Below are 20,760 nucleotides of genomic sequence, written 5' to 3' on the forward strand. Positions count from 1 at the left end.
GGCAACGAGAAGTTTTCAGACGCCGGATGCGTCAAGCATGACGAGACATGCCGGCATCACCGCCTCGATCTCCCCATCGTCCCACAATCGTTGCGCCTCCGCGCTGACCAATTGGGAAATACCCGCGCGGTCCAGCCCGGTTTCGTCCATCAGCTGAGCGAGCGCGCGCACGAAAAACTCACGCCCGCGCGTGTCGAGCGGCGGCCATTTGAGCGCGGCTTCGTTGCTGATCGACTGCCCGTGGGAGACGACCGCAAAGGCGGCGGAGCACCGCAGCAACGCCTTGCTTTCCTGCGAAAGGCTGGCGTTTTGCGCCGAGACGGCTGGCGGAGAGGCTTGGGCGCTGACGGCGAGCAAAGCTGCGCCAAGGAGATGAGTGAGCATGGGCGCGGCCCTATCACAGGGAAAGTGAATGGCCCACTACCGATCACCGCTCTTGCCGAGGGGATGCGCCTCGCTTACGCAAGCGCTTCATTCAACCGAGGAGTACCCACGCCCATGATTAGCCACGTGATGATCGGCAGCAACGATATCGAGCGATCGAAAGCCTTCTACAACGCCGTTCTCGGTGTGCTTGGCGCTGGGGAGCCGATGGTCCATGTGAACGACACCGGTCACACACGGCTGTTTTACATGCATGGCGGCCATACCTTTTCGATCAGCGAGCCGATCAATGGCGAAGAGGCGAATTGCGCGAACGGTTTTACCATCGGCTTCGCCTGCGACAGTCTGGAACAGGTGACCGAAATGCACGACGTCGCCATCGCCAATGGCGGGACCAGCATCGAAGACCCTCCCGGTCCGCGCGAAAGCACCATGGGCACGATGAACCTGTGCTATTTCCTCGACCCTGACGGCCACAAGGTTTGCGGCATCAATCGCGGCTGACCGTCACCGCGAAAGTTGAAATACCGCGAATTCGGCGCGCCAGTTAGCAGCTGCCGCGCCGATTTCGTTCTCATGCGCGAAATACCAGGCGCATTCGATCCGGGCGCCCTTGGCACGTGCAAGCTCGCGGAAATCGTCGATTGTGACGTGGTGAATGTTGGTCGTTTCGTACCAGCTTACCGGCAGAGCCCGCGTCACCGGCATCCGCCCGCCGAACATCAGCGCGGCGCGCGTGCGCCAATGCGCAAAGTTCGGGAAGCTGACGAAGGCCTTGTCGCCGACGCGCAGCAGCTCATCCAGGATCAGGTCCGGCCGCGTCGCGGTTTGCAGCGTCTGGCTGAGGATCGCATAATCGAACGCCTTGTCCGGATAGTTTGCAAGGTCGGTGTTGGCATCGCCCTGAACCACTGAGAGACCGCGCGCCACGCAGCGTTCGACCAACGCCGGGTCGAGCTCCATTCCGCGCGCATCCACATCGCTCGCGCTTTCGAGCTCCGCCATCAGCGCGCCGTCACCGCAGCCGATATCGAGCACCCGCGTTCCCGGCGCAACATGGGCGGCAATGGCGGCTAGGTCGGGGCGCAGGCTCATTCGACAAAGCCCTGCACTACGCGGTCGAGCTGTTCGTGCTCGAGCAGAAAGCTATCATGCCCGTTGGGCGCGCTCAGCTCGACAAAGCTGACCTTTGCACCGGCGGCGTTGAGCGCATGGACGATATGGCGGCTTTCCGCCGTCGGGTAGAGCCAGTCGGTATCGAAGCTCACAAGGCAGAACCGTGCGCTCGTCCCGTGAAACGCGTTCGCCAGCTTGCCGCCATGTTCCTCGGCAAGGTCGAAGTAATCCATTGCGCGGGTGATATAGAGGTAAGAGTTCGCATCGAAGCGCTGAGTAAACCCGCTGCCCTGATATCGGAGGTAGCTTTCGACCTGGAAATCGGCATCGAAGCCGAAGCTTTTCGATTTGCGATTCTGTAGCCGTCGCCCGAACTTTTCGGTCAGACCCTCTTCGGACAGATAGGTGATGTGCGCCGCCATGCGCGCCACGGCGAGCCCGTTATCGGGCGAGGCACCGCTCGCGTAATAGTCGCCATCCGCCCATGCAGGATCCGCCATGATCGCCTGCCGCCCGACTTCGTGAAACGCGATGTTCTGCGCCGAATGCCGCGCGGTCGAGGCGATCACGAGCACCCGCTCCGCGCGCTCGGGCCAGTTTGCCGCAAGGCTGAGCGCCTGCATGCCGCCCATCGAACCGCCCACGACAGTGTGGAGCCGCTCGATCTTCAATCCGTCGAGCAAGGCCATCAGTCCGCGGACCATGTCGCGGATCGTGATGACCGGGAACCGCATCGCGTAAGCTGCGCCATCGGAGGCTTCGCTCGCCGGACCGGTCGAGCCCATACAGCTTCCGATTACATTGGCGCAGATGACGTGATGGCAATCCGTATCGATCGGCTTGCCGGGGCCGACCATCCGTTCCCACCAGCCGGGCTTGCCGGTTATCGGGTGGTTGCTCGCAACGTATTGATCGCCGGTCAGGGCATGGCAGATCAGAACCGCATTCGATCGGTCCGCCGCCAATTCGCCATAGGTCTCGTACGCAATCTGCGCGCCGGTGAGCACCTGCCCGCTATCGAGCGGAAGGTCATCCAGAATGTCGTAGATATTCGAGGCCGCAGCTTTGTTCATTGGCCGAGCGAATTGGGCGAGAGGGCTGCCTGTGTCAATTAGACTGTTCTAATGCGGACGAAGCGGTTATCGCCGCGGCGCTCATGTCGACACTTCCCACGCCCAAACCCTGGATCCTCGGAATCCACGCCTATGTGCCCGGTAAATCGACCGCGAGCGATGGCCGGTCGCTGGTCAAGTTGTCGGCCAACGAAAACCCTCTCGGCACGAGCCCGGCAGCGCTACAGGCCCTTGAGGCCGCGCGAGGCGAAGCGGCGACCTATCCTGACCCTTCCGCCGCGGCGCTGCGCGAGAAAATCGCGGAAGTGCACGGCCTCGATGCGGACCGGATCGTGTGCGGAACGGGATCGGACGAATTGCTCAATCTGGCGGCGCAAGGGTTTGCCGGACAGGGCGACGAAGTGCTGTTCAGCAGGCACTCCTTTTCGGTTTACGACATCGCCGCACGGCGCTGCGGCGCGTCGCCAGTGGAGGCTCCAGACCGCGCATTCACCGCCGACGTCGACGCTCTGATGAGCGCGGTGACAGACCGCACCCGCGTGGTCTTCCTCGCCAATCCCAACAATCCGACCGGCACCTGGATTGAGCCCGAGCAGGTTCGAAGACTGCACGCAGGCCTCCCAAAAGAAGTTCTGCTCGTCATCGACGAAGCCTATGCCGAATATCTCGATCCGGCGATGCAGCGGACCGGGTTCGAGCTCTCGGCGGCACACGAAAACGTGCTCGTCACGCGCACCTTTTCGAAGATTTACGGCCTCGCTGCGGAGCGCATCGGCTGGGCGACCGGCGCGCCGGGCCTCATCGACACACTTAACCGCATTCGCGGCCCCTTCAACGTCACGGCAAGCGGGCAGAAAGCGGGCCTCGCCGCGCTGGGTGATCAGGATTTCGTGGAGCGCAGCCGTGCGCACAATGCCGCCGAGCGGTCGCGCCTCGAAAGCGCCGTCGCCGCGCTCGGCAATCACGGACTGTCTTCGGTACCGAGCGAGGCCAATTTCCTGCTGGTCGAATTCAACGGCGATCTGTCAGCTGAGGCTGCCCTCACAGCGATCGCCGAGACTGGCTACGCAGTGCGACACCTTCCCGAACCGGGGCTGCGCCACGCGCTGCGTATCACCATCGGGAAGAGCGAGGACATGGACCGCGTGATTGCCGTCCTTCGTCAGCTGTGCGGAGAAGCGGCTTGATACGTAACGTCGCCATTATCGGGCTCGGTCTACTTGGCGGGTCGATCGGTCTCGCCATCCGCGATCATGCTCCGGATCTCCGCACGACAGGGTTCGACCGCGATCCCGAAGTCCGCGAAGCCGCCAAGGCGCGCGGACTGGTTTCGGCTGTCTGCGAAACCGCTGAAGACACTGTGCGCGAAGCCGATCTGGTAATCCTCTGCGTGCCCGTCGGCGCAATGGAGGAGGCCGCGCGGTCCTTTGCAGATGCGCTGCCGGATGGTGTGATCGTAAGCGATGTCGGTTCATCGAAGCAAAGCGTCGGCAAAGCGCTCGCCGCAGCGCTCCCGGGCCGAACCATAATCCCTGCTCATCCGGTCGCGGGCACCGAGCAAAGCGGTCCGGAGGCCGGGTTTTCCAGCCTCTTCACGAACCGCTGGTGCATCCTCACCCCCGAAGCCGGCACCGATCCAGCAGCGATCGAGGCGGTCACCGCTTTCTGGACCACTCTCGGCGCCAATGTCGAGATCATGGAAGCAGAGCATCACGATCTGGTGCTGGCGGTAACGAGCCACATCCCGCACCTTATCGCTTTCACCATCGTCGGCACAGCCAGCGATCTGGAGGAGGTGACGCGCAGCGAAGTCATCAAGTATTCCGCTGGCGGCTTCCGCGACTTCACGCGCATCGCCGCTTCCGATCCCGTCATGTGGCGCGACGTGTTCCTGTCGAACAAGTCCGCGGTGCTCGAAATGCTGGGCCGATTCAGCGAGGATCTGACAGCGCTTCAGCGCGCCATCCGCTCCGGCGACGGGGATACGCTGCATGATCTGTTCAGCCGCACCCGCGCGATCAGGCGGCAGGTTATCGAAGAAGGCCAGGATGACGACCGGCCCGATTTCGGGCGCGACGATCACGGATGATGCTTCGCACGCGCTAGTTCAGCGCGTTGATCGCCCGGTGTACACGGTCCTCGATCTCGTCGCGAGGGAGCCCCGCGGGTATCGTCTCGCCCACCCGGTACGTGATGGTGCCCGGCCGTTTATCGATCCGGTGGTATAGCGGGCCGCTGTTCACCGCGATCGGCACGACCGGCAGGCCAAGCAGCTTGTAAATGCCTGCAAACCCCGATTGGAGCGACGGTTGTTCCCCGTGCGGCACCCGCGTGCCCTCCGGGAATATTACCAGCGGACGCCCCTCGCTAATCCGTTGGCGCGCATTGGCGATCATCTGCCGCAAGGACCGCGCACCGCCGTCGCGCGCGACCGGAACCAGGCCGTAAACCTTCGCCGAATATCCCCAACCCGGGATCATGAAGAGCTCGCGCTTAGCAAATACGGTCGGGAAGCTGAACAGGCGCGGCATGTCGATCGCTTCGAAAAAGCTTTCATGCTTCACCGCGATCAGCACCGGCTCATCGGGGATCTCGCCCTCCTGCCGGATCGAAATGCCGAGCAAGGTGCGCACGCACCAGCGATGCCATCTACCCCATAGCGCGACCACGCTCCTCAGCCGCTCGCGTCCCAATGGCACCGCGACCACCGATACGACCACCAGAATTGCCGAGAACCCATAGAACAGCGGGTAGAAGAGGAGACTGCGGAAAATTGCCGCGAGCGTTTTCACAGCCCGATCAGCCCCGCCGCCCAGCTCGCAAGCAGCTTATGATACTCAAGGAAGAGGTTCGAGAAACTCGGCTCGGAGGGAACCGCATCGCGCACGACATTGACGCCCGACGGCAAGGCTCGGCTGAGTTCACCCGCCGCGCGGCGCATGTGCCAGTCTGTCGTGACCAGCCGTAAGGTGCGCACACCGTTATCTTCCACCCATTGCGCTGTTTCCGCCGCATTGCTGCGCGTGTCGACGGCCGAAAATCCCAGAGTGATGCAGCAATCGAGCTGCGTTTCGTCGACTTCGAACTCCGCTGCGAATTCGCCAGGCGTCACCTCGCGGTCGACACCGCTTACCAGCATGCGTTCGGCCAGCCCTTCGTTCAGGACCGCGAGGCCCTGAGCGATCCGCCCCTCTCCGCCGGTTGGCACAACCACCGCATCGGTCGCCACCTCGTCGGCAGGCTCGGGCAAAGCGAACGCGAACCAGACAAAGCCCAGCGCCCACACCAAAAAAACCGCAGAAATCGCTCTTCGAAACACAATGGTCCCAGTCTTATAACATCGACCTGAGAGCAAGCTTAATTGTGATCCGCCCAGTCAGAAGCGCCAGCAGAACTCCGGCAAACGGCACCAGCGCGATGATGATCCAGTCCATCGCGCGCAATTCGCCGCTGCCGATCATCCCGCTGTTGAGGGCCGAGAATTGCTGGCTCAACAGCCAGATCGCGCCGATCCCGATGACAAGGCCAATGGCAGCGCCGAACGCCGCATCGCGCACGACCGATCGCTGGAATATGCGCGTGACCTGCGCGTCGGTTGCGCCAAGCAGATGGAGGATTTCTACCGTATCTTCATGGTTGGAAAATGCACTGCGCGCCGCCAGCCAGACCGCTGCCGCCGTGGCGAGCGCAACCAGCGCGATCAGACCAAGCGCGAGATATTGCAGCGCCGACAGGGCATCGTAGACCGGGCGCAGCCACTCCGATTGCGCATCGATCCGCGCTTCCGGAGCGACCGCGCCGAGGGCGGCCTGCAATTCCGCGATCTCTGCATCGCTGGCACTGCGCGTCAGCTCGACATCGATGAGAGCGGGGATCGGCACTTCCTCGCTTTGCGCGGCCGACCCAAGCCAGGGTTCGATTAGAGCGATCAATTCTTCTTCGGGCACAATCCGTACCGAGGTGACGAGCGGCTGCTCTTTCATCACCTCCGCCACTTCGCCAGACAGGCGCGCGCGCGCCGTGGGATCGGCTTCGGCAATCTGGATCGTCACCGCATCGGACAGATCCGCCCGCGCGCTATCGGCGAGATTGCGCAGCGACAGCCCGCCTGCCGCGGCGACCACAACAAGCGCAATCAGGATCGCTATGACCCACGGGATCGGACCGCCAAACCGCGTTTGCGGAAGCAGCTTTGCCGCGAGCGCGCCCGGCATCGAGGTCTCTTCTCCGCGAGCAGGCGGCTTGCCGACTTGGGATTGCGATTGCTGGGCGAGCGGAGGCGCGCTCATGAGCCGTTCTTCCGCGGACGCGCTGCTCTGCCCGGTTCGGGACGCGGGGGAAAACGCAGCGCGCCGGTGGGATCGGACAGCCGCCCCTTCTGCAGCCGCATGATCAGCGATTCCGGCACTTTCTTGAGCAAATGCACGTCGTGTGTAGCGACCACGACCGTCGTCCCCACGCGGTCGTTGAGCGCTTCGAAAAGTCGCAGCAGCTTTAACGCCATGTCCGGATCGACATTGCCGGTCGGCTCGTCAGCTATCAGCATGCGCGGACGCGCAATGACTGCGCGGGCAATCGCAACGCGCTGCTGCTCTCCGCCGGACATGGTCGCCGGCACCGCCTGAGCGCGGTGCGTCAGGCCGACCCAGTCGAGCATGTCCGAAACGGCCTTCATCACCTTGCCCTCATCCGTGCCCGAAAGCCTGAGCGGCAGGGCCACGTTATCAAAGGCTGAAAGATGCTGGACCAGGCGGAAGTCCTGAAACACCACGCCGAGCCGCCGCCTGAAATCGGGCAACCGCTCACGCGGCAGCGTGATCATGTCCCTGCCGAACATTCGGATGGCCCCGCGCGATGGGCGCTGCGCGAGGTAGAGCAGCTTTAAAAGGCTCGTCTTGCCCGCCCCGCTGGCGCCCGTCAGAAAATAGAAACTGCCCGGATGGAGCGTGAAGCTGAGATCGCTCAACACCTCAGGATCGGTGCCATAGCGCAGCCCGACATTGTCGAATTTCACGATCTCGTGGGCGCTCTCGCTCATCGCGCGGGCTTACCAGCGGCGCTGGGTAGGTGAAAGCGGTTCATGGTAACTAACATGTGGGTTTATGCATCCGAAACGCGGTTTTTCGCGCATCAATGTGGAAAAAGGCCCTCATTTGCGGGCTGAGGGCGCCCGAACCCTTGTGCAGGCACGGCCCATCATTAATGCCAAGCGGGCAATGATTATATCCTGCCCTGCCTGCTCCACGCGGTATGTCGTGCCGGATACCGCCATCGGTATCGAAGGTCGCACGGTTCGCTGCGCCAAGTGCAAGCACAGCTGGTTTCAGGAGGGCGAGCCGCTCGATTTGCCCGAGCGGGCTCCGGAGCCGGAGCCGGATACACACGCTCCGACTGAGGACGCGGTTGAGCAAGAGCCCGTGCCACCGCCTGCACCACCACCGCCTCCTGCTCCGCCGCCCCCGCCTGTTCGCGAGGATGAGCCCGCTGCCACGCCGCCGGTAGAAAGCGAAGAGGCCGAAACGGCTCCTTCGATAAGTCATTGGCGGACAGAGGACCGCCCAGCTCAGGGCGTGCATCCATCTGATCCGGTGGCAGGCGGCATCGCGGCGAGCGCTCTGGCCCGGCAGGCCAGCGAGCCGGAGCCGGAAGAGCATTTCGAAGAGCCAGGGCCCGCACCGTCAGCACCTGAGCCTGAACCGGAAAGCGAAGAACAGTTCGAAGAAGAACCGGCTGAAGAGGCATTCGACGATAGCGATTACGAGGAAGACACCTCGCATTTCGATTACGCACCGCCCTTCAGCGCGCGCCGCAATCCGCTCAAGATGTGGACGATCGCGGCTGCGGTCTTTGCCCTGCTTGCGACGGGGACGGTCTTTGCAGTGAACTATTACGGCCTGCCGAGCTGGCTACCCGTCAATCAGCCCACTTTCGGTATCGGGCAACCGGATCTGACGCTCGAATTCCCGGCGGATCAGCAACGGACGGAGCAGCTGGAGACCGGCACCGAAATCTTTCGGGTGCGCGGCACGATTACCAATTCGGGGCGGGAGACCGTTTCGGTCCCATCCCTGCTGGTTGTATTCAGCGATGAGCGCGACCGGCAGGTGGGCACGTGGCCGATTGTCCCGGCCAAGCGTGAGCTGACGCCGGGCGAAAGCCTCAATGTGACCGAGGCAATTTCGGACGTTCCTCCTGCCGCGAAAGTCGTCGAAATCGGTTGGGCTCCGAACTGATCTGCGCGCGGACTGGCGCATGATCCGGGAAAATTCATTCAAGTTCCGCAAAAGCGAACCGCAAATCGCTTGCGCCCTGCCAAACCCCTTGCTACGGGCGCGCTCCTACCAGGGGCGGCGTATCAATCGCGGCCCTGAATACCCGAGTGCGGTCGTGGCGGAACTGGTAGACGCGCAACGTTGAGGTCGTTGTGGGCTAACGCCCGTGGAAGTTCGAGTCTTCTCGACCGCACCAATTCTTCGATTGATGAACGCCGATCTGTCCTCACCCTCGTCAGCTGATGTCGCTGGTGCGGAGAAATCCGGCTATTCATCCAGGTCAGCCGCGCTGTCCTCATTTCGTTCGCGCATTCCGGCTGGCACGGCGCTTTCATTCATCGGACCCGCCGTCTGCCATCCGCCACCGAGCGCCTTGTAGATTGCGATCAGCGAGATGAAGGTTTGCGTCCGGCTCACCACGTGCTGGGTTTCGTTTTCCAAAGCGACGCGCTCGGAATCGAGGACCTGCAGGAAATCGTCGACGCCGTTCTGGTATCGCAGCCGGGCGAGACGCGCTGCCTCCTGAGACGCTTCGGCGGAATCCCGCAGCAGAACTTCGCGCTCCAGCTCATTGGTGTAGGATGAAAGCGCGGATTCGGTCTCTTCAAGCGCCAGCAGCACTGTTTGCTGGTACCGTGCGGCCGCCGCCACCGACAGCTCGTCGGCCTGATCGACGCGCGCCCTTATCCTCCCGAAATCGAGGATGTTCCAGATAAGCTGCGGACCTACTCCGAATGCCAGCGAGTTCGATTCGGGCAGGTCGCCCACGGATTGCGCGGAAAGGCCCACCGATCCAGTAATGCTCACCGTCGGGAAAAAGTCTGCAGCAGCCACGCCGACAAGCTCGCTTGCCGAAGCCAGCTCGCGCTCGGCGCGGCGAATGTCCGGTCGGCGGCGCAGCAGCTTTGATGCGTCTCCCACGGCGACCAAAGCAGGCATTGAGGGCAGATCTTCGCTTTCGATCAATTGGTTGAGCAGCGCGGTCGGTTGCCTCCCGGTCAGCACCGAAAGCCGAAAGATGCTCTGATCGATTAGTGCGCGCAGCGGCGGGATCGTCGCCAGCGTCAGGTCGAGCTGCGCCCGCGCCCGCTCTGTGTCGAGCTTCGTCCCGCGCCCCCCTTCGCGAAGCACCTCCGTGAGGTCATAGGTCGCGCGCTGGTTCTCGGCATTCCGTTCGGCGACAGCCAATTGCTCCTGCGCCCCTCGCAAGGTGACGTAAGTCGACGCCGTTTCGGCGGCGAGCGACACGAGAAGGTCATCGCGCGTGGCAATATCGGCCTGCAGATCGGCAGCGGCGGCATCGCGCTGTCCTGCAAGCCTGCCGAACAGATCGATCTCCCATGCGGCATCGAAACCCACATCGTAGAGATCGAAATCCGGGATGCTTCCGAAACCGGGAAATGCCTGAGCGTTTTCGGATATCCCCTGACGCTGGGCAGAAGCGGAAAAATCCCCGTTTGGCAGAAAGTTGCGTTTTTGCAGCCGCAAGACTGCGCGTGACGCCCGCAAGTTCGCTTCGGCCTCCGCCCGGTTAAGGTTGTTTGCGAATGTCTCTGCAATCAGCGTGTTGAGATCATCCTCACCCAGTTCCCGCCACCATTCGATGACCGGTTCTTCGGCGGCGTATCGATCCGTATCGGCGCGGGCGAAAACTGCCCCGTCATCGATTGGATCGGCGGGCGGACCATCATAGTCGCGGACCGAGATGCAGGCTGACAAGCCTACACTGAGCGCAGTGGCAGTCAGGACGCGCCAGTTCATGCTGGCTCTCCCTGCGGGCCGTCACCGCTTTCGTCCGCTTCGCCGTCATCGCGCCGATCTTCCTTGGCGAGCGCCTTCTTCTCCCGGCGACCGGCGAACCAATCGCTCATGTTGCGGGTAAGAATGTAGAACGCGGGCGTGAAGAACAGCCCAAACAGCGTGACCCCGATCATCCCGGCAAACACGGCCGTTCCGAGCGATTGACGCATTTCGAAACCGGCGCCGCTGGCGATGACGAGCGGAACGACCCCGAGAATGAATGCGAAACTCGTCATCAGGATCGGGCGGAGCCTCAGCCGTGCGGCCTCGACCGTCGCTTCGTACCGATCCATTCCGGCTTCCTCCCGCTGGCGAGCGAACTCGACGATCAGGATCGCGTTCTTGGACGCCAGACCGATCAACACGACCAGACCGATCTGCGTCAGGATATTGTTGTCGATACCCCGCAGATTGACCCCGATAATGGCCGAGAGCAGGCACATCGGCACGATCAGGATGATCGATAAGGGCACAAGCCAGCTTTCGTATTGTGCGGCCAGCAAGAGAAAGATCACGATGACCGCGAACACGAAGACGAGGCTGGCGGTCGACCCGGCATTGGTCTCCTGAAAAGCCAGGCCGGTCCATTCGAAGTCGAACCCGTCGGGCAGGACCTCTCCTGCCAGCTCCTCCATCGCGGCGAGCGCTTCGCCCGAGCTGTATCCGGGTGCCGGGCTGCCGTCGATTTCCGCCGCTGCATAGAGATTGTAGCGCGGTTGGCGCGAAGGCCCGGTGATATCGCGGAAATTCACCACGCTGCCGATTGGCACCATTTCTCCGGTCGTGGCATTGCGGCTGTAGAGCGCGGAAATATCGCTTTCATCCATGCGGAACGGGGCATCGGCCTGCGCCGTCACACGGTAGGTCCGCCCAAGCAGGTTGAAATCGTTCACGAACGATGACCCGAGATAGACTTCCAGCGTGCCGAACAGATCGGACAGGGGCACGCCCAATTGCTGCGCCTTGACCCGATCGATATCGAGATACAGTTGCGGCGTTCCGGTTTCGTAGACGGTGAAGACGTTCGACAGTCGCGGGTCGGCGTTGGCGGCCGCGATCAGCTCCTGCGTTGCGCCCACCAACGGGTCCGCGCCGCGCCCTCCGCGGTCCTGCACCATCATGCGAAAACCGCCAGCATTGCCGATACCGCGCACCGGCGGCGGCGCGATGACGATGATGAATGCCTCATCGATTGCCGCAAGCCTTTGATTGAGCGTCGCCAGCATTTCCGGCGCGGGAGGCCTGTCGGCGAACGGTTCCATCACGGAGAAGATCGCACCGGCATTGGGCGAGTTGGTGAAAGTCGCACCGTTGAACCCGGCAAATCCAGCCGTGTTGGCAAAGCCCGGCGTCGAAAGGATGACCTCGGTCGCCTCCTGCACAACCGCGTCCGTCCGGTCTAGGGAGGAACCCGGCGGCAATTGTATCGCGACGATCAGATATCCCTGGTCCTGCTCGGGTATGAAGCCTGTCGCCGTGTCGTTGAACCGCCATACGGTCGCGCCGATCAGCAGCGCGTAGACCACCATCACGATGCCGATCCTTCGTATCACCTTGCCGGTAACATCGCCGAACTGCTCACTGAGACGATCGAAATTGCGGTTGAACCAATCGAAGAACCTCTGCAGCAGCGCCTTGGCCTTGAGGCCTATCGCAGTCAGGCGCCCTTTCGCTCCGCTGCCGGAATGTGCTCCGGCACCCTCGCTCGCTAGCTCTGCCTTTCTCGCAAGTTCATCGGCGTCCGCTTCCTCATGCCTCAGCAGGATGGCGGCCAAGGCCGGCGAGAGGGTGAGCGAGTTGAATGCGGAGAAAATCGTGGCGGTCGCAATGGTCAGCGCGAACTGCTGATAGAATTGTCCCTGGATGCCGCTGATAAAGGCGGTCGGGATGAACACCGCGGAGAGCACGAGCGCGATTGCGATCAGCGCGCCGCCGACCTCGTCCATGGTCGCATGTGCCGCTTCCTTCGGCGACTTTCCCGCCCGCAGCTCGCGCTCGACATTCTCGACCACCACGATCGCGTCATCGACCACGATACCGATCGCCAGCACCATGCCGAACAATGTCAGGTTGTTGATGGAAAACCCGAGCCCGGCCATTACCGAGAAGGTACCGATAAGCGACACCGGAATGGCGAGGATCGGGATGATCGCCGCGCGCCAGCTCTGGAGGAAGATGAACACAACAATCGACACGAGGATGACCGCCTCGACGATGGTCACGTAGACCTCGTTCACACCTTCCGCGATGAATTCGGTCGGGTTGTAGATGATGTCGTATTCCAGACCGGGCGGGAATTGCTGGCTGAGCTCCTCGATGGTTTCCTCGATCCCGGCAGCGGTATCGAGCGCGTTCGATCCCGGGCGCTGGAAGATCGCGATCGCGACGGCGGGACTGTCATCGAGATAGGCGTTGGTCGAATAATCCTGCGCGCCTAGTTCGACGCGGCCGATATCGCTTACCCTTACCTGACGACCGTCCGGGGCGGTGCGAACCACGACATCCTCGAACTGATCGGGGCTCTCCAGCCTCCCCAGTGTCCGCACCGCAACTTGGCGCGCCGATGTCCCCTCCACGGGCGGCTGCCCCAAGGTGCCTGATGCGACCTGCACGTTCTGCGCTCGCAGTGCGCCGACAACGTCTTGCGGCGTGATGCTGAGCGCCGCCATGCGGTCCGGATCGAGCCAGATGCGCATGGAATATTCGCGCGCACCGAAAATGGTGATCGACCCCACCCCGTCGAGCCGCGCCAGAGTGTCGCGGATCTGCAGCAGCGCGTAGTTCGAGATATAAAGCTGGTCGCGGCTTTCATCGGGCGAAAACAGATGGACCACGGTCAAAAGGTCGGGCGAGCTTTTCTGAGTGATCACACCCAGACGCCTGACCGGCTCCGGCAATCGCGGCTCCGCGATCGAGACGCGGTTCTGCACCAGCACCTGCGCCTCGTCGAGGTCCGTCCCCAAAGCGAAGGTGATGGTGATGGTCAGCCGCCCATCGTCGGTCGCCTGACTCGACAGATAGAGCATGTTCTCGACGCCGTTGAGCTCCTGCTCGATCGGTGTCGCGACCGTGTCGGCCACAACGTCTGCGCCCGCACCGGGATATGTCGCCGTTACCGTGATCGTCGGCGGGGCAATTTCGGGATATTGCGCAACCGGCAGGCTGAAATAGCTGACAGCGCCGAACAAGACGATGAGGATCGAGACGACGGCCGCGAAGATCGGGCGCTCGATGAAAAAATGCGGAAACTTCATTGCGCCGCTGCCAATTCAGCGGTTTCCGCACTCCTCTTCGCTGTTTCTTCTGGCGGTGGTTCTTCACCCGCAATCGTCACCGGATTTCCTGGCCGCGCCCGCATCAGCCCGCCTGTGACCAGTCGATCGTCCCTCGTGAGCCCGGACCGAATCACCCGCATGCCGTCTTCGAGCACCGGTCCAAGCTCGACCACTCGCTGTTGGACGATGTTCTGATCATCGACGATCAGAACGACCTTGTCCGACTGGTCCGCCAGAATAGCCGTATCGGGCACCAGCACCGCATTGTATTCACCGGAACCAAGCAGCCGGAGACGCCCGAACATACCCGGTATGAAAATCCCGTCGGGATTGGCAAATATCGCGCGGCCCTCGACAGTGCCGGTTTGGGTGTCGATCGCGTTGTCGACGAAACTCATTTCGCCGCTGTGCACGAAGTCGGCTTCATCCTGCAGACGCAGCATGACCGGGTTGGCGATTTCACGAGAGGATGGGCGACTGCCTTCGCGCGCCTGCCGCCGGTATTTGAGATAGGCCGCCTCATCCGCAGTGAAAATGAACTCGATCGGATCGAGCGAAAAGACGGTCGTGAGGAGCGTCGCCTGCGCGCCGCTGCCCGATACGAGGTTGCCGCGCGTCACTTCGCGCGATCCTACGCGGCCCGATATGGGCGAGGTTACGCGGGTGAATTCGAGATCGAGCTGCGCCTGCCTGAGGTTCGCCTGTGCTGCGGCGACCGAGGCGATGCTTTCCTGACGAGCTTGCACGCGCGAATCGTACTCTTCTTTGCTGATCGCCTCTTCTTCGAGCAGGAATTCCGCGCGCCCCAGATCGGCGATGGCCAGGTCCCTGCGGGTCAGCGTTGCCTGCAGATCGGCCTGCGAACGGGCGACAGCCGCCTCGAATGGCCGCGGGTCGATGGTGAAGAGCAATTGTCCCCGCCGGACAAGCGCGCCTTCACGGAAATGCGAGTCGCGCAGGTATCCGCTGACACGGGCGCGGACTTCCACACCTTCGACCGCATCGAACTGGCCGGTATATTCGTCCCAATCGTTGATCAGGCGGATTTCTGGCGTGGACACCGTCACTTCAGGAGGGGGCGGTGTTTCCTCCCCGCTTCCACCCGAACAACCGGTCAAAATCGTTGCCGCCGAGAATATAGCGAGCAGGCCGCCAACGTTGAACCCAAAAAGCTTTGGCATGCTGTCGACCCCGATTGCCTGAACTTGATCTGAATCAGTTAGCAGAAACATTTTCGGAATTTCTACTGAATTTTTGCGACAAGTGCTGTCAAAACTACTCACGTCTCAGCAATTTGCTGCTAATTCACGCTCGATCCATCCCATTTCCGAAAGAGCTTACCGATCGCTACTGCACTGCCGTCTCCATGCGATGAAGCATCTGCGCTCGGCCAGGGTGCAGGCAGTTGCATCTCGGAAACAGGCACTCTGGTCGCAACCGTGCTTGGCTCCTCGCTCGCTTTCGTTGTGGGTTCGATCATCAACGTGGCTCTACCCTCGATGCAGGCGGAGTTCGCAACCGACGCGGGCGGGGTCCAATGGATCGTCAACGCCTATCTCCTCCCGCTTTCCGCGCTCGTTCTTGTGGGGGGATCGCTGGGCGACCATTACGGACGGAAGCGCTTGTTCATGCTCGGCCTGGCGATTTTCACCGCCGCGACGATTGGCTGCGCTCTGGCGCCCAATCTCGAGATGCTGCTTGTCGCTCGCTTTGCCCAAGGCGTCGGCGCCGCTTTTCTGGCGCCGAACAGCCTCGCGATCATCGCCGATGGCTTTCGCGGGGAAAAACGCGGCAAGGCGGTGGGCACCTGGGCCGCAGCCGGAGCGATCGCGGGGGCAGCAGCGCCGGTAATCGGCGGCTTCGTGATCGACAATCTGGACTGGCGGTGGGCATTTGCGATCGTCATCCCGCCAGCAGCGGCAGCCTGGATTGTCGGCCAGCGCAGCATCCGCGAATCGCGCGAAAGCGCAGAGGAACGCGCGCCGCTCGATCTGACCGGGGCAGCCCTGGCGACCGCCGCGCTCGGTACACTCGTATTCGCGCTCATCAATCTGCCAGAGAGAGGCGCGCGCGATGCCGCCGTACTGGCTTCCGCATCCGCCGGGATCGCATTCAGCGCAGCTTTCTTCATCGTTGAGAGAAGGAAAAAGGGCGAGGCGATGATGCCACTCGGCATCTTCGGATCTATGAGCTTCTCGGGCATCTCGATCCTTACGCTCATGCTGTACGCAGCACTCGGCGGGCTCATGGTGCTCCTGCCCTACATGTTGATCGAAGGGCTGGAATATTCCGCCACGGCTGCCGGGGCTGCGCTGCTTCCCTTCCCGCTCATCATGGGCGTCCTCTCCCGCACCATGGGCGGGCTTGCGACCCGCATCGCCATTCGCGTTACACTGACCATCGGTCCGCTACTTGTCGCGTGCGGCTTTGGCCTCTTCGCGCTGATGGCGAACGCCGATCTCGATTACTGGAGCGATATCCTGCCCGGCCTGATCACCATCGCGGTCGGCATGGCGCTGTGCGTGGCGCCGCTTACGACGGCAGTCATGAATGCGGTCGAAAACCGCTATGTCGGCGTCGCATCGGGTATCAACAATGCGATATCGCGCATCGCCGGGCTCGTTGCGACCGCGCTGCTGGGTTTTGTCCTGATCGGAACCGGTGGAGGAGACGCAGACCTGATTTCCGGGTTTGCCAGTGCCTCGTGGGTTGGAGCGATGCTGGCGGCGGCGAGCGCGGGAGCCGCCTTCGCCATGATCAGGGAGGAAAGCGTACGGGAGGACGCTTAGATGCGCTTTATTGGCACACCTCACCGTCGCTCAAGATGAACTTGCCGAGCGATGCATTGGCCGCCTCCGGGTCCTGAAACTGGGTCCAATGTCCGACGCCCTCGAACTCGACAACCGTGAGGTCGGGTGTGTCCATCGCCGCGAGGTCCGCCATTTTCTTGACGAAGGTCTTGTCATCTTTGCCTCTCACGAGAAGCACGGGAATATCGGTCTTCGCGCCGGCCTGCGGCCAATATGAGCTCGCAGGGTCCTGCCCCTCGAATTCGGGAATGTTGGCCTTGTACCACTGGATGCCCGCATAGAGCGCCCCTTCGCGGGCAAGCGCTTCACGGAAAAGCGCGCCTTCGCGCTCGCTGAGGACACCGGTATCGACCATCCGCTTATATGCGAGATCGTAAAAGGATTGGGCGAATGCATCGGTCGAGGCCTGTTCGCGCTCGATGCCCAGCAACGTTGGCATATAGCTCGATACCGAGCGCTGCTCGGGGTCGGTCGCGAGCAGATCGAGCAGCACGTTATATGGCGGCGCGCTGAATATCGCGAGCCGGTCCAGCCGGTCGGGTCGCCACTGCGCGTAGCTCCAGGCGAGCGCGCCGCCCCAGTCGTGGCCGACAAGCGTTACCTTCTCGCCCGGCGCGAGCTCGGCGATCAGCGCGTCCAGCCGCTTTGCCAGAGCCTCAACCTTATAGGCTTCGTCAATTAGCGGTTTGGCGGAAAGACCCGCGCCCGGCGCATCCACCGCGATGACGCGGCGGCAGTGCCGAAACGCTTCCATCTGGTCGCGCCAGACATACCAGAAGCTCGGAAAGCCGTGGACGAAAATGACCGCCGGACCCGCGCCGGCTTCGACATAGTGAATGCGATCGTCGCCCTCGCCGGTATACCCATGGCGGTACGGGGCGCCGCCGCCCGCAAGCGCGTTGGCATGATCGACAGCAGGGTCAGCCGGGGCGCTTTGCATTGAGTTGGCGCCGCCTGCCAAGCTCGGATCCTCCGCGGCGTAGGTCGAGCAACCCGCCAGCAGCGCCCCCATCAATGTCAGTCCGAGCAATCGCATTGACAGCCAATCCTTCTATTGTATGATTAGTCAATAACGGATGGGGTGAGAAATGAAAAGCGGCTTTGCGATACTCGGCCCGGTGGCTGTAGCGCTCGCCGCATGTTCCGCTCAAGATACTCAGGAACCGCAAGATCTTCCCGAAAGCGGCAAGGCGGCGCTCGCAGAACGGCTGTACGCGGCGAATTGCGCGTCCTGCCACGACGGCGGGGTTAACGGCGCACCGACCCGCGCCGCTCTTGAGCAGCGCAGCCAGGCGCAGATCCTTGCCTCAATGAACACCGGCATCATGCAAGCGCAATCGGCGGCCCTCTCCGCGATCGACCGGGTGGTGCTGTCCGAATACCTCGGCAAAGGCCAATCGGCGCGAGAGGCCAAAGGGCCGCGCTGCGAGGGAGAGCTTCAGTTTTCCGGTGCGCCGCTGTGGAACAGATGGGGAGGCGACCTCACCAACACGCGGTTCCAGCAGAGCGAAGCCGCTGGCCTGACTGAAGAGGACATCCCGCAGCTTGAGCTGGCCTGGGCTTTCGGATTTCCCGGCGCGCAGCGCGCCCGGTCTCAGCCCGCAGTGACGCGAGAGGCGCTTTTCACCGGCAGTCAGTCAGGCCATGTCTACGCTCTCGACCCTCAAACCGGGTGCATCTGGTGGAGCTACGATGCAGGCGCAGAGGTTCGCAACGCGCCGCTGATCGCGGCGGGCAGCGATGGACGCCCGCAAACTCTCTATTTCGGCGATGTCGATGCCGTGGTCCATGCAGTCGATCCGCGCACCGGGGAAAGGCGCTGGTCCAAATCGGTAAAGGACCACCCCGACGGGACCATGACCGGCAGCATCGCCATGCATGATGGCACGCTGTTCGTGCCCATGTCGTCCCTCGAAGTCGTATCCGCCTATGACGATGAATATACGTGCTGCACATTCCGCGGTGGCATCACCGCGCTCGATGCGGTGAGTGGCGACGAAAAATGGCGCTGGTTCTCGGTGGATGAGCCTGAAAAGGTTGGCGAAACCAGTGTTGGCGTCGATATCCTCGCGCCCAGCGGCGCACCGGTCTGGTCGACCCCTACCGTCGATGCAAAGCGCGGGCTGCTCTATGTCGGCACCGGCGAGAACTATACTTCGCCCGCCAACGGCAACAGCGATGCGATCGTGGCGCTGTCGCTCGCGACCGGGCGGCTGCGCTGGGTCTCCCAGACCGTCGCGGGGGATGCCTGGAACGCATCCTGCGGCCGCGATCCAAAGGCGAATTGCCCCGAAGAGGACGGCCCCGATTTCGATTTCGGCGCTGCGCCGATCCTGGTCGAGCTTCCATCCGGCAAGGACATGATCCTCGCTGGGCAGAAATCGGGAGAGGTCTTCGGCATGGACCCCGATGATAATGGCCGCATCCTGTGGCGCTCGCGAGCAGGCATGGGCGGCTTCAATGGCGGCATTCACTGGGGCATGGCGAGCGATGGCGAGACGCTGTGGGTGCCGATCGCGGACACGCCGGGCAATCGCTTTACCGTCGGCCCGCCCCGGCCCGGCATCCATGCTTTCGAAGCGGCAACCGGGCGTAAATTGTGGTCGCGGATCGAAAAGCCCACCTGCAAAGAACCGGGCTATGCCTGCCAGACCGCTTTGTCCGCGCCGCTGACCGCTATCCCCGGCGCGATTTTTGCAGGCGCGCATAACGGGCGGCTGCTCGCCTATTCGGCGCGCGATGGCCGCGTGCTGTGGATGGACGAGACCAATCGCGAATTCGCAACCGTCAACGGCGCGGAAGCAAAAGGCGGTTCGATCGACGGCGCCGGAGTGGTTGTCGCTGGCGGAATGGTTTTCGTGAATTCGGGATATGACAAGTTCGGCGAGATTGGCGGCAATGTGCTCTTAGCCTATCGCCTGGCGGGAGGAGCCAGATGAAGCGTGCGACTGCAATGGCAATGGCGGCCTTCGCGCTCGCCAGTTGCTCCACCACCCAGACCGCGCAATTCGAAGCGGCTCCTGCCGATCCCGACGCGATCCTCGGCGTGCATCATGTCGGGATCACGGTTTCCGACATCGATGAAACGATCGCCTTCTACAGCGCGGCGGTCGATTTCGAGGTCGTCGAACGCAGAATGATCGATGCTTCGGCTTTCCCTGCCGAGATACTCACCAAGCGCGATGGCGCGATCGAAGTGGCGCTGATCGAAACGCCCACTGTCTTTCTGGTCCTCACCGATATCGAGCCCGGCGTCGCTGCCGAGCCGGACAGGCGCTCGGTCATCGGGCCGGGCTACACCCACATCTGCTGGCAGACCCAGTCCGACAATTCCGGCTACAAACGCTTTCGCGAAGCCGGACTCGACATGCTTTCACGCGGGGACGACGCGGTCGATCTGGGCGGCTACGGCGTCACCTACGCCTACGGTTTCGACCCCGACGGCATCATGATCGAGATGGAGCAGCTTGAGCGCCCGCGCAGGCAGGACGATGCATGGCTTACGCACATCGCCAACGTGCCGGGCGACAAGGCGGTGATGGTCGATTTCTATACCAAGGTGCTCGGCTACGGCCCGCACCGCGAAATCGGTGAAACCCGCATGGAAACGATTGACGAAGTGGTCGACATAGACGGGACCGTCGTAACGGCGAGCTGGTTTGCAACCTGGAATTTCGAGCTGGAGTTCTGGAACTACAAGAGCCCCGAAACCCCGCTATCGCGGACGGACTGGACGCTGGAGCGGATCGGCTACAACAGCCTATCATTCGAGGTGACCGACCTCGCCGGAACCATCGCACGGCTCCGGCCGCAGGGCATCGAGTTTGCCGGACCGACCTTCACGCTGGGCGGCTGGCAGATGCAATATGCCCGCGATCCCGAGGGCAATCTGCTCGCTTTCCAGCAGAATATCTCCGCTGGCGCCGATCGGTCGATCCACGACAAACGCTGGCACGACCCCGCGAGCTATCCGCTGCCCCCGCTGTGACCGGGTTGCTCTGGATTCTCGGTCAACCTTTGCTAATGCTCC

Annotated in this window: 18 protein-coding genes and 1 tRNA gene; 8 read left to right on the top strand and 11 right to left on the bottom strand. The window is 62.5% G+C overall.

Going from position 1 to position 20,760, the window contains the following annotated elements; all coding sequences use genetic code 11:
- Positions 1–15: 15 nt before the first annotated feature.
- Entirely contained in the window at positions 16–384 is a 369-nt protein-coding gene (locus tag IB285_RS11440; RefSeq protein WP_190788290.1) for a hypothetical protein, read from the bottom strand.
- A 114-nt stretch (positions 385–498) separates the two neighbouring features.
- Between IB285_RS11440 and IB285_RS11445 the strand changes: the two genes are divergently transcribed.
- The gene (locus IB285_RS11445; protein ID WP_190788291.1) at positions 499–888 is read left to right on the top strand and encodes a VOC family protein; all 390 of its coding nucleotides are present in this window, start codon (positions 499–501) and stop codon (positions 886–888) included.
- A 3-nt stretch (positions 889–891) separates the two neighbouring features.
- On the opposite strand, the gene metW is transcribed toward IB285_RS11445, so the two are convergent.
- Positions 892–1,479: a methionine biosynthesis protein MetW gene (gene metW, locus IB285_RS11450; protein ID WP_190788292.1), complete on the bottom strand. Its 588-nt coding sequence runs from the start codon at positions 1,477–1,479 to the stop codon at positions 892–894.
- On the bottom strand, positions 1,476–2,573 hold the full coding sequence (metX, locus tag IB285_RS11455) for a homoserine O-acetyltransferase MetX (RefSeq protein ID WP_190788293.1): 1,098 nt from the start codon (positions 2,571–2,573) through the stop codon (positions 1,476–1,478). Before metX ends, metW begins: the two co-directional genes overlap by 4 nt.
- Positions 2,574–2,656: 83 nt before the next feature.
- On the opposite strand from metX, the gene hisC reads away from it, so the two are divergent.
- Together hisC and IB285_RS11465 are read left to right on the top strand one after the other, a co-directional pair.
- A complete protein-coding gene (hisC, locus tag IB285_RS11460; RefSeq protein ID WP_190788294.1) occupies positions 2,657–3,760 on the top strand; it encodes a histidinol-phosphate transaminase in 1,104 nt (367 codons plus the stop codon).
- Complete coding sequence (locus IB285_RS11465; protein ID WP_190788295.1) at positions 3,757–4,662, top strand: prephenate/arogenate dehydrogenase family protein; 906 nt, start codon at positions 3,757–3,759, stop codon at positions 4,660–4,662. The genes hisC and IB285_RS11465 overlap by 4 nt, the downstream gene beginning before the upstream one ends.
- A gap of 13 nt (positions 4,663–4,675) precedes the next feature.
- On the opposite strand, the gene IB285_RS11470 is transcribed toward IB285_RS11465, so the two are convergent.
- The 4 genes from IB285_RS11470 to ftsE are packed head-to-tail and all read right to left on the bottom strand — an operon-like array spanning position 4,676 to position 7,611.
- Positions 4,676–5,365, bottom strand: a complete 690-nt coding sequence (locus IB285_RS11470) for a lysophospholipid acyltransferase family protein (RefSeq protein WP_190788296.1) — start codon at positions 5,363–5,365, stop codon at positions 4,676–4,678.
- Positions 5,362–5,892, bottom strand: coding sequence for a YdcF family protein (locus IB285_RS11475; protein ID WP_190788297.1), 531 nt, complete (start codon positions 5,890–5,892; stop codon positions 5,362–5,364). The genes IB285_RS11470 and IB285_RS11475 overlap by 4 nt, the downstream gene beginning before the upstream one ends.
- 13 nt (positions 5,893–5,905) lie before the next feature.
- Positions 5,906–6,862 (bottom strand): cell division protein FtsX, encoded by a 957-nt coding sequence (locus IB285_RS11480; RefSeq protein ID WP_190788298.1) that lies wholly within the window; start codon positions 6,860–6,862, stop codon positions 5,906–5,908.
- Positions 6,859–7,611, bottom strand: a complete 753-nt coding sequence (gene ftsE, locus IB285_RS11485) for a cell division ATP-binding protein FtsE (protein ID WP_190788299.1) — start codon at positions 7,609–7,611, stop codon at positions 6,859–6,861. The genes IB285_RS11480 and ftsE overlap by 4 nt, the downstream gene beginning before the upstream one ends.
- A gap of 178 nt (positions 7,612–7,789) precedes the next feature.
- On the opposite strand from ftsE, the gene IB285_RS11490 reads away from it, so the two are divergent.
- Positions 7,790–8,806 (top strand): zinc-ribbon domain-containing protein, encoded by a 1,017-nt coding sequence (locus IB285_RS11490; protein WP_190788300.1) that lies wholly within the window; start codon positions 7,790–7,792, stop codon positions 8,804–8,806.
- A 148-nt stretch (positions 8,807–8,954) separates the two neighbouring features.
- A tRNA-Leu gene (locus IB285_RS11495) sits at positions 8,955–9,041 on the top strand.
- Positions 9,042–9,112: 71 nt separating this feature from the next.
- On the opposite strand, the gene IB285_RS11500 is transcribed toward IB285_RS11495, so the two are convergent.
- Genes IB285_RS11500 through IB285_RS11510 form a run of 3 tightly spaced genes read right to left on the bottom strand, consistent with a single transcriptional unit; the run spans position 9,113 to position 15,101 of the window.
- Positions 9,113–10,606, bottom strand: a complete 1,494-nt coding sequence (locus tag IB285_RS11500; RefSeq protein ID WP_190788301.1) for an efflux transporter outer membrane subunit — start codon at positions 10,604–10,606, stop codon at positions 9,113–9,115.
- Complete coding sequence (locus IB285_RS11505; RefSeq protein WP_190788302.1) at positions 10,603–13,899, bottom strand: efflux RND transporter permease subunit; 3,297 nt, start codon at positions 13,897–13,899, stop codon at positions 10,603–10,605. The genes IB285_RS11500 and IB285_RS11505 overlap by 4 nt, the downstream gene beginning before the upstream one ends.
- Positions 13,896–15,101 carry an efflux RND transporter periplasmic adaptor subunit gene (locus tag IB285_RS11510; protein WP_190788303.1) on the bottom strand — a complete coding sequence of 402 codons (1,206 nt, stop codon included), beginning with the start codon at positions 15,099–15,101 and terminating at the stop codon, positions 13,896–13,898. The genes IB285_RS11505 and IB285_RS11510 overlap by 4 nt, the downstream gene beginning before the upstream one ends.
- Before the next feature lie 258 nt (positions 15,102–15,359).
- On the opposite strand from IB285_RS11510, the gene IB285_RS11515 reads away from it, so the two are divergent.
- On the top strand, positions 15,360–16,709 hold the full coding sequence (locus IB285_RS11515) for an MFS transporter (RefSeq protein WP_199803365.1): 1,350 nt from the start codon (positions 15,360–15,362) through the stop codon (positions 16,707–16,709).
- A gap of 7 nt (positions 16,710–16,716) precedes the next feature.
- Here IB285_RS11515 and IB285_RS11520 read toward each other — a convergent pair whose 3' ends face one another.
- A complete protein-coding gene (locus tag IB285_RS11520; RefSeq protein WP_190788304.1) occupies positions 16,717–17,766 on the bottom strand; it encodes an alpha/beta fold hydrolase in 1,050 nt (349 codons plus the stop codon).
- Between the two features lie 52 nt (positions 17,767–17,818).
- On the opposite strand from IB285_RS11520, the gene IB285_RS11525 reads away from it, so the two are divergent.
- Complete coding sequence (locus IB285_RS11525) at positions 17,819–19,669, top strand: outer membrane protein assembly factor BamB family protein (protein ID WP_190788305.1); 1,851 nt, start codon at positions 17,819–17,821, stop codon at positions 19,667–19,669.
- A complete protein-coding gene (locus IB285_RS11530) occupies positions 19,666–20,718 on the top strand; it encodes a VOC family protein (RefSeq protein WP_190788306.1) in 1,053 nt (350 codons plus the stop codon). The genes IB285_RS11525 and IB285_RS11530 overlap by 4 nt, the downstream gene beginning before the upstream one ends.
- Positions 20,719–20,760: the final 42 nt, after the last annotated feature.

It is taken from the genome of Erythrobacter rubeus (assembly GCF_014705715.1).
Classification (GTDB): domain Bacteria; phylum Pseudomonadota; class Alphaproteobacteria; order Sphingomonadales; family Sphingomonadaceae; genus Erythrobacter; species Erythrobacter rubeus.

Coding starts and splice junctions, on each gene's coding strand:
- IB285_RS11440 (WP_190788290.1), bottom strand. CDS start 384: ATGCTCACTCATCTCCTTGGCGCAGCTTTGCTCGCCGTCAGCGCCCAA.
- IB285_RS11445 (WP_190788291.1), top strand. CDS start 499: ATGATTAGCCACGTGATGATCGGCAGCAACGATATCGAGCGATCGAAA.
- metW (WP_190788292.1), bottom strand. CDS start 1,479: ATGAGCCTGCGCCCCGACCTAGCCGCCATTGCCGCCCATGTTGCGCCG.
- metX (WP_190788293.1), bottom strand. CDS start 2,573: ATGAACAAAGCTGCGGCCTCGAATATCTACGACATTCTGGATGACCTT.
- hisC (WP_190788294.1), top strand. CDS start 2,657: ATGTCGACACTTCCCACGCCCAAACCCTGGATCCTCGGAATCCACGCC.
- IB285_RS11480 (WP_190788298.1), bottom strand. CDS start 6,862: ATGAGCGCGCCTCCGCTCGCCCAGCAATCGCAATCCCAAGTCGGCAAG.
- ftsE (WP_190788299.1), bottom strand. CDS start 7,611: ATGAGCGAGAGCGCCCACGAGATCGTGAAATTCGACAATGTCGGGCTG.
- IB285_RS11490 (WP_190788300.1), top strand. CDS start 7,790: ATGATTATATCCTGCCCTGCCTGCTCCACGCGGTATGTCGTGCCGGAT.
- IB285_RS11500 (WP_190788301.1), bottom strand. CDS start 10,606: ATGAACTGGCGCGTCCTGACTGCCACTGCGCTCAGTGTAGGCTTGTCA.
- IB285_RS11505 (WP_190788302.1), bottom strand. CDS start 13,899: ATGAAGTTTCCGCATTTTTTCATCGAGCGCCCGATCTTCGCGGCCGTC.
- IB285_RS11510 (WP_190788303.1), bottom strand. CDS start 15,101: ATGCCAAAGCTTTTTGGGTTCAACGTTGGCGGCCTGCTCGCTATATTC.
- IB285_RS11520 (WP_190788304.1), bottom strand. CDS start 17,766: ATGCGATTGCTCGGACTGACATTGATGGGGGCGCTGCTGGCGGGTTGC.
- IB285_RS11525 (WP_190788305.1), top strand. CDS start 17,819: ATGAAAAGCGGCTTTGCGATACTCGGCCCGGTGGCTGTAGCGCTCGCC.
- IB285_RS11530 (WP_190788306.1), top strand. CDS start 19,666: ATGAAGCGTGCGACTGCAATGGCAATGGCGGCCTTCGCGCTCGCCAGT.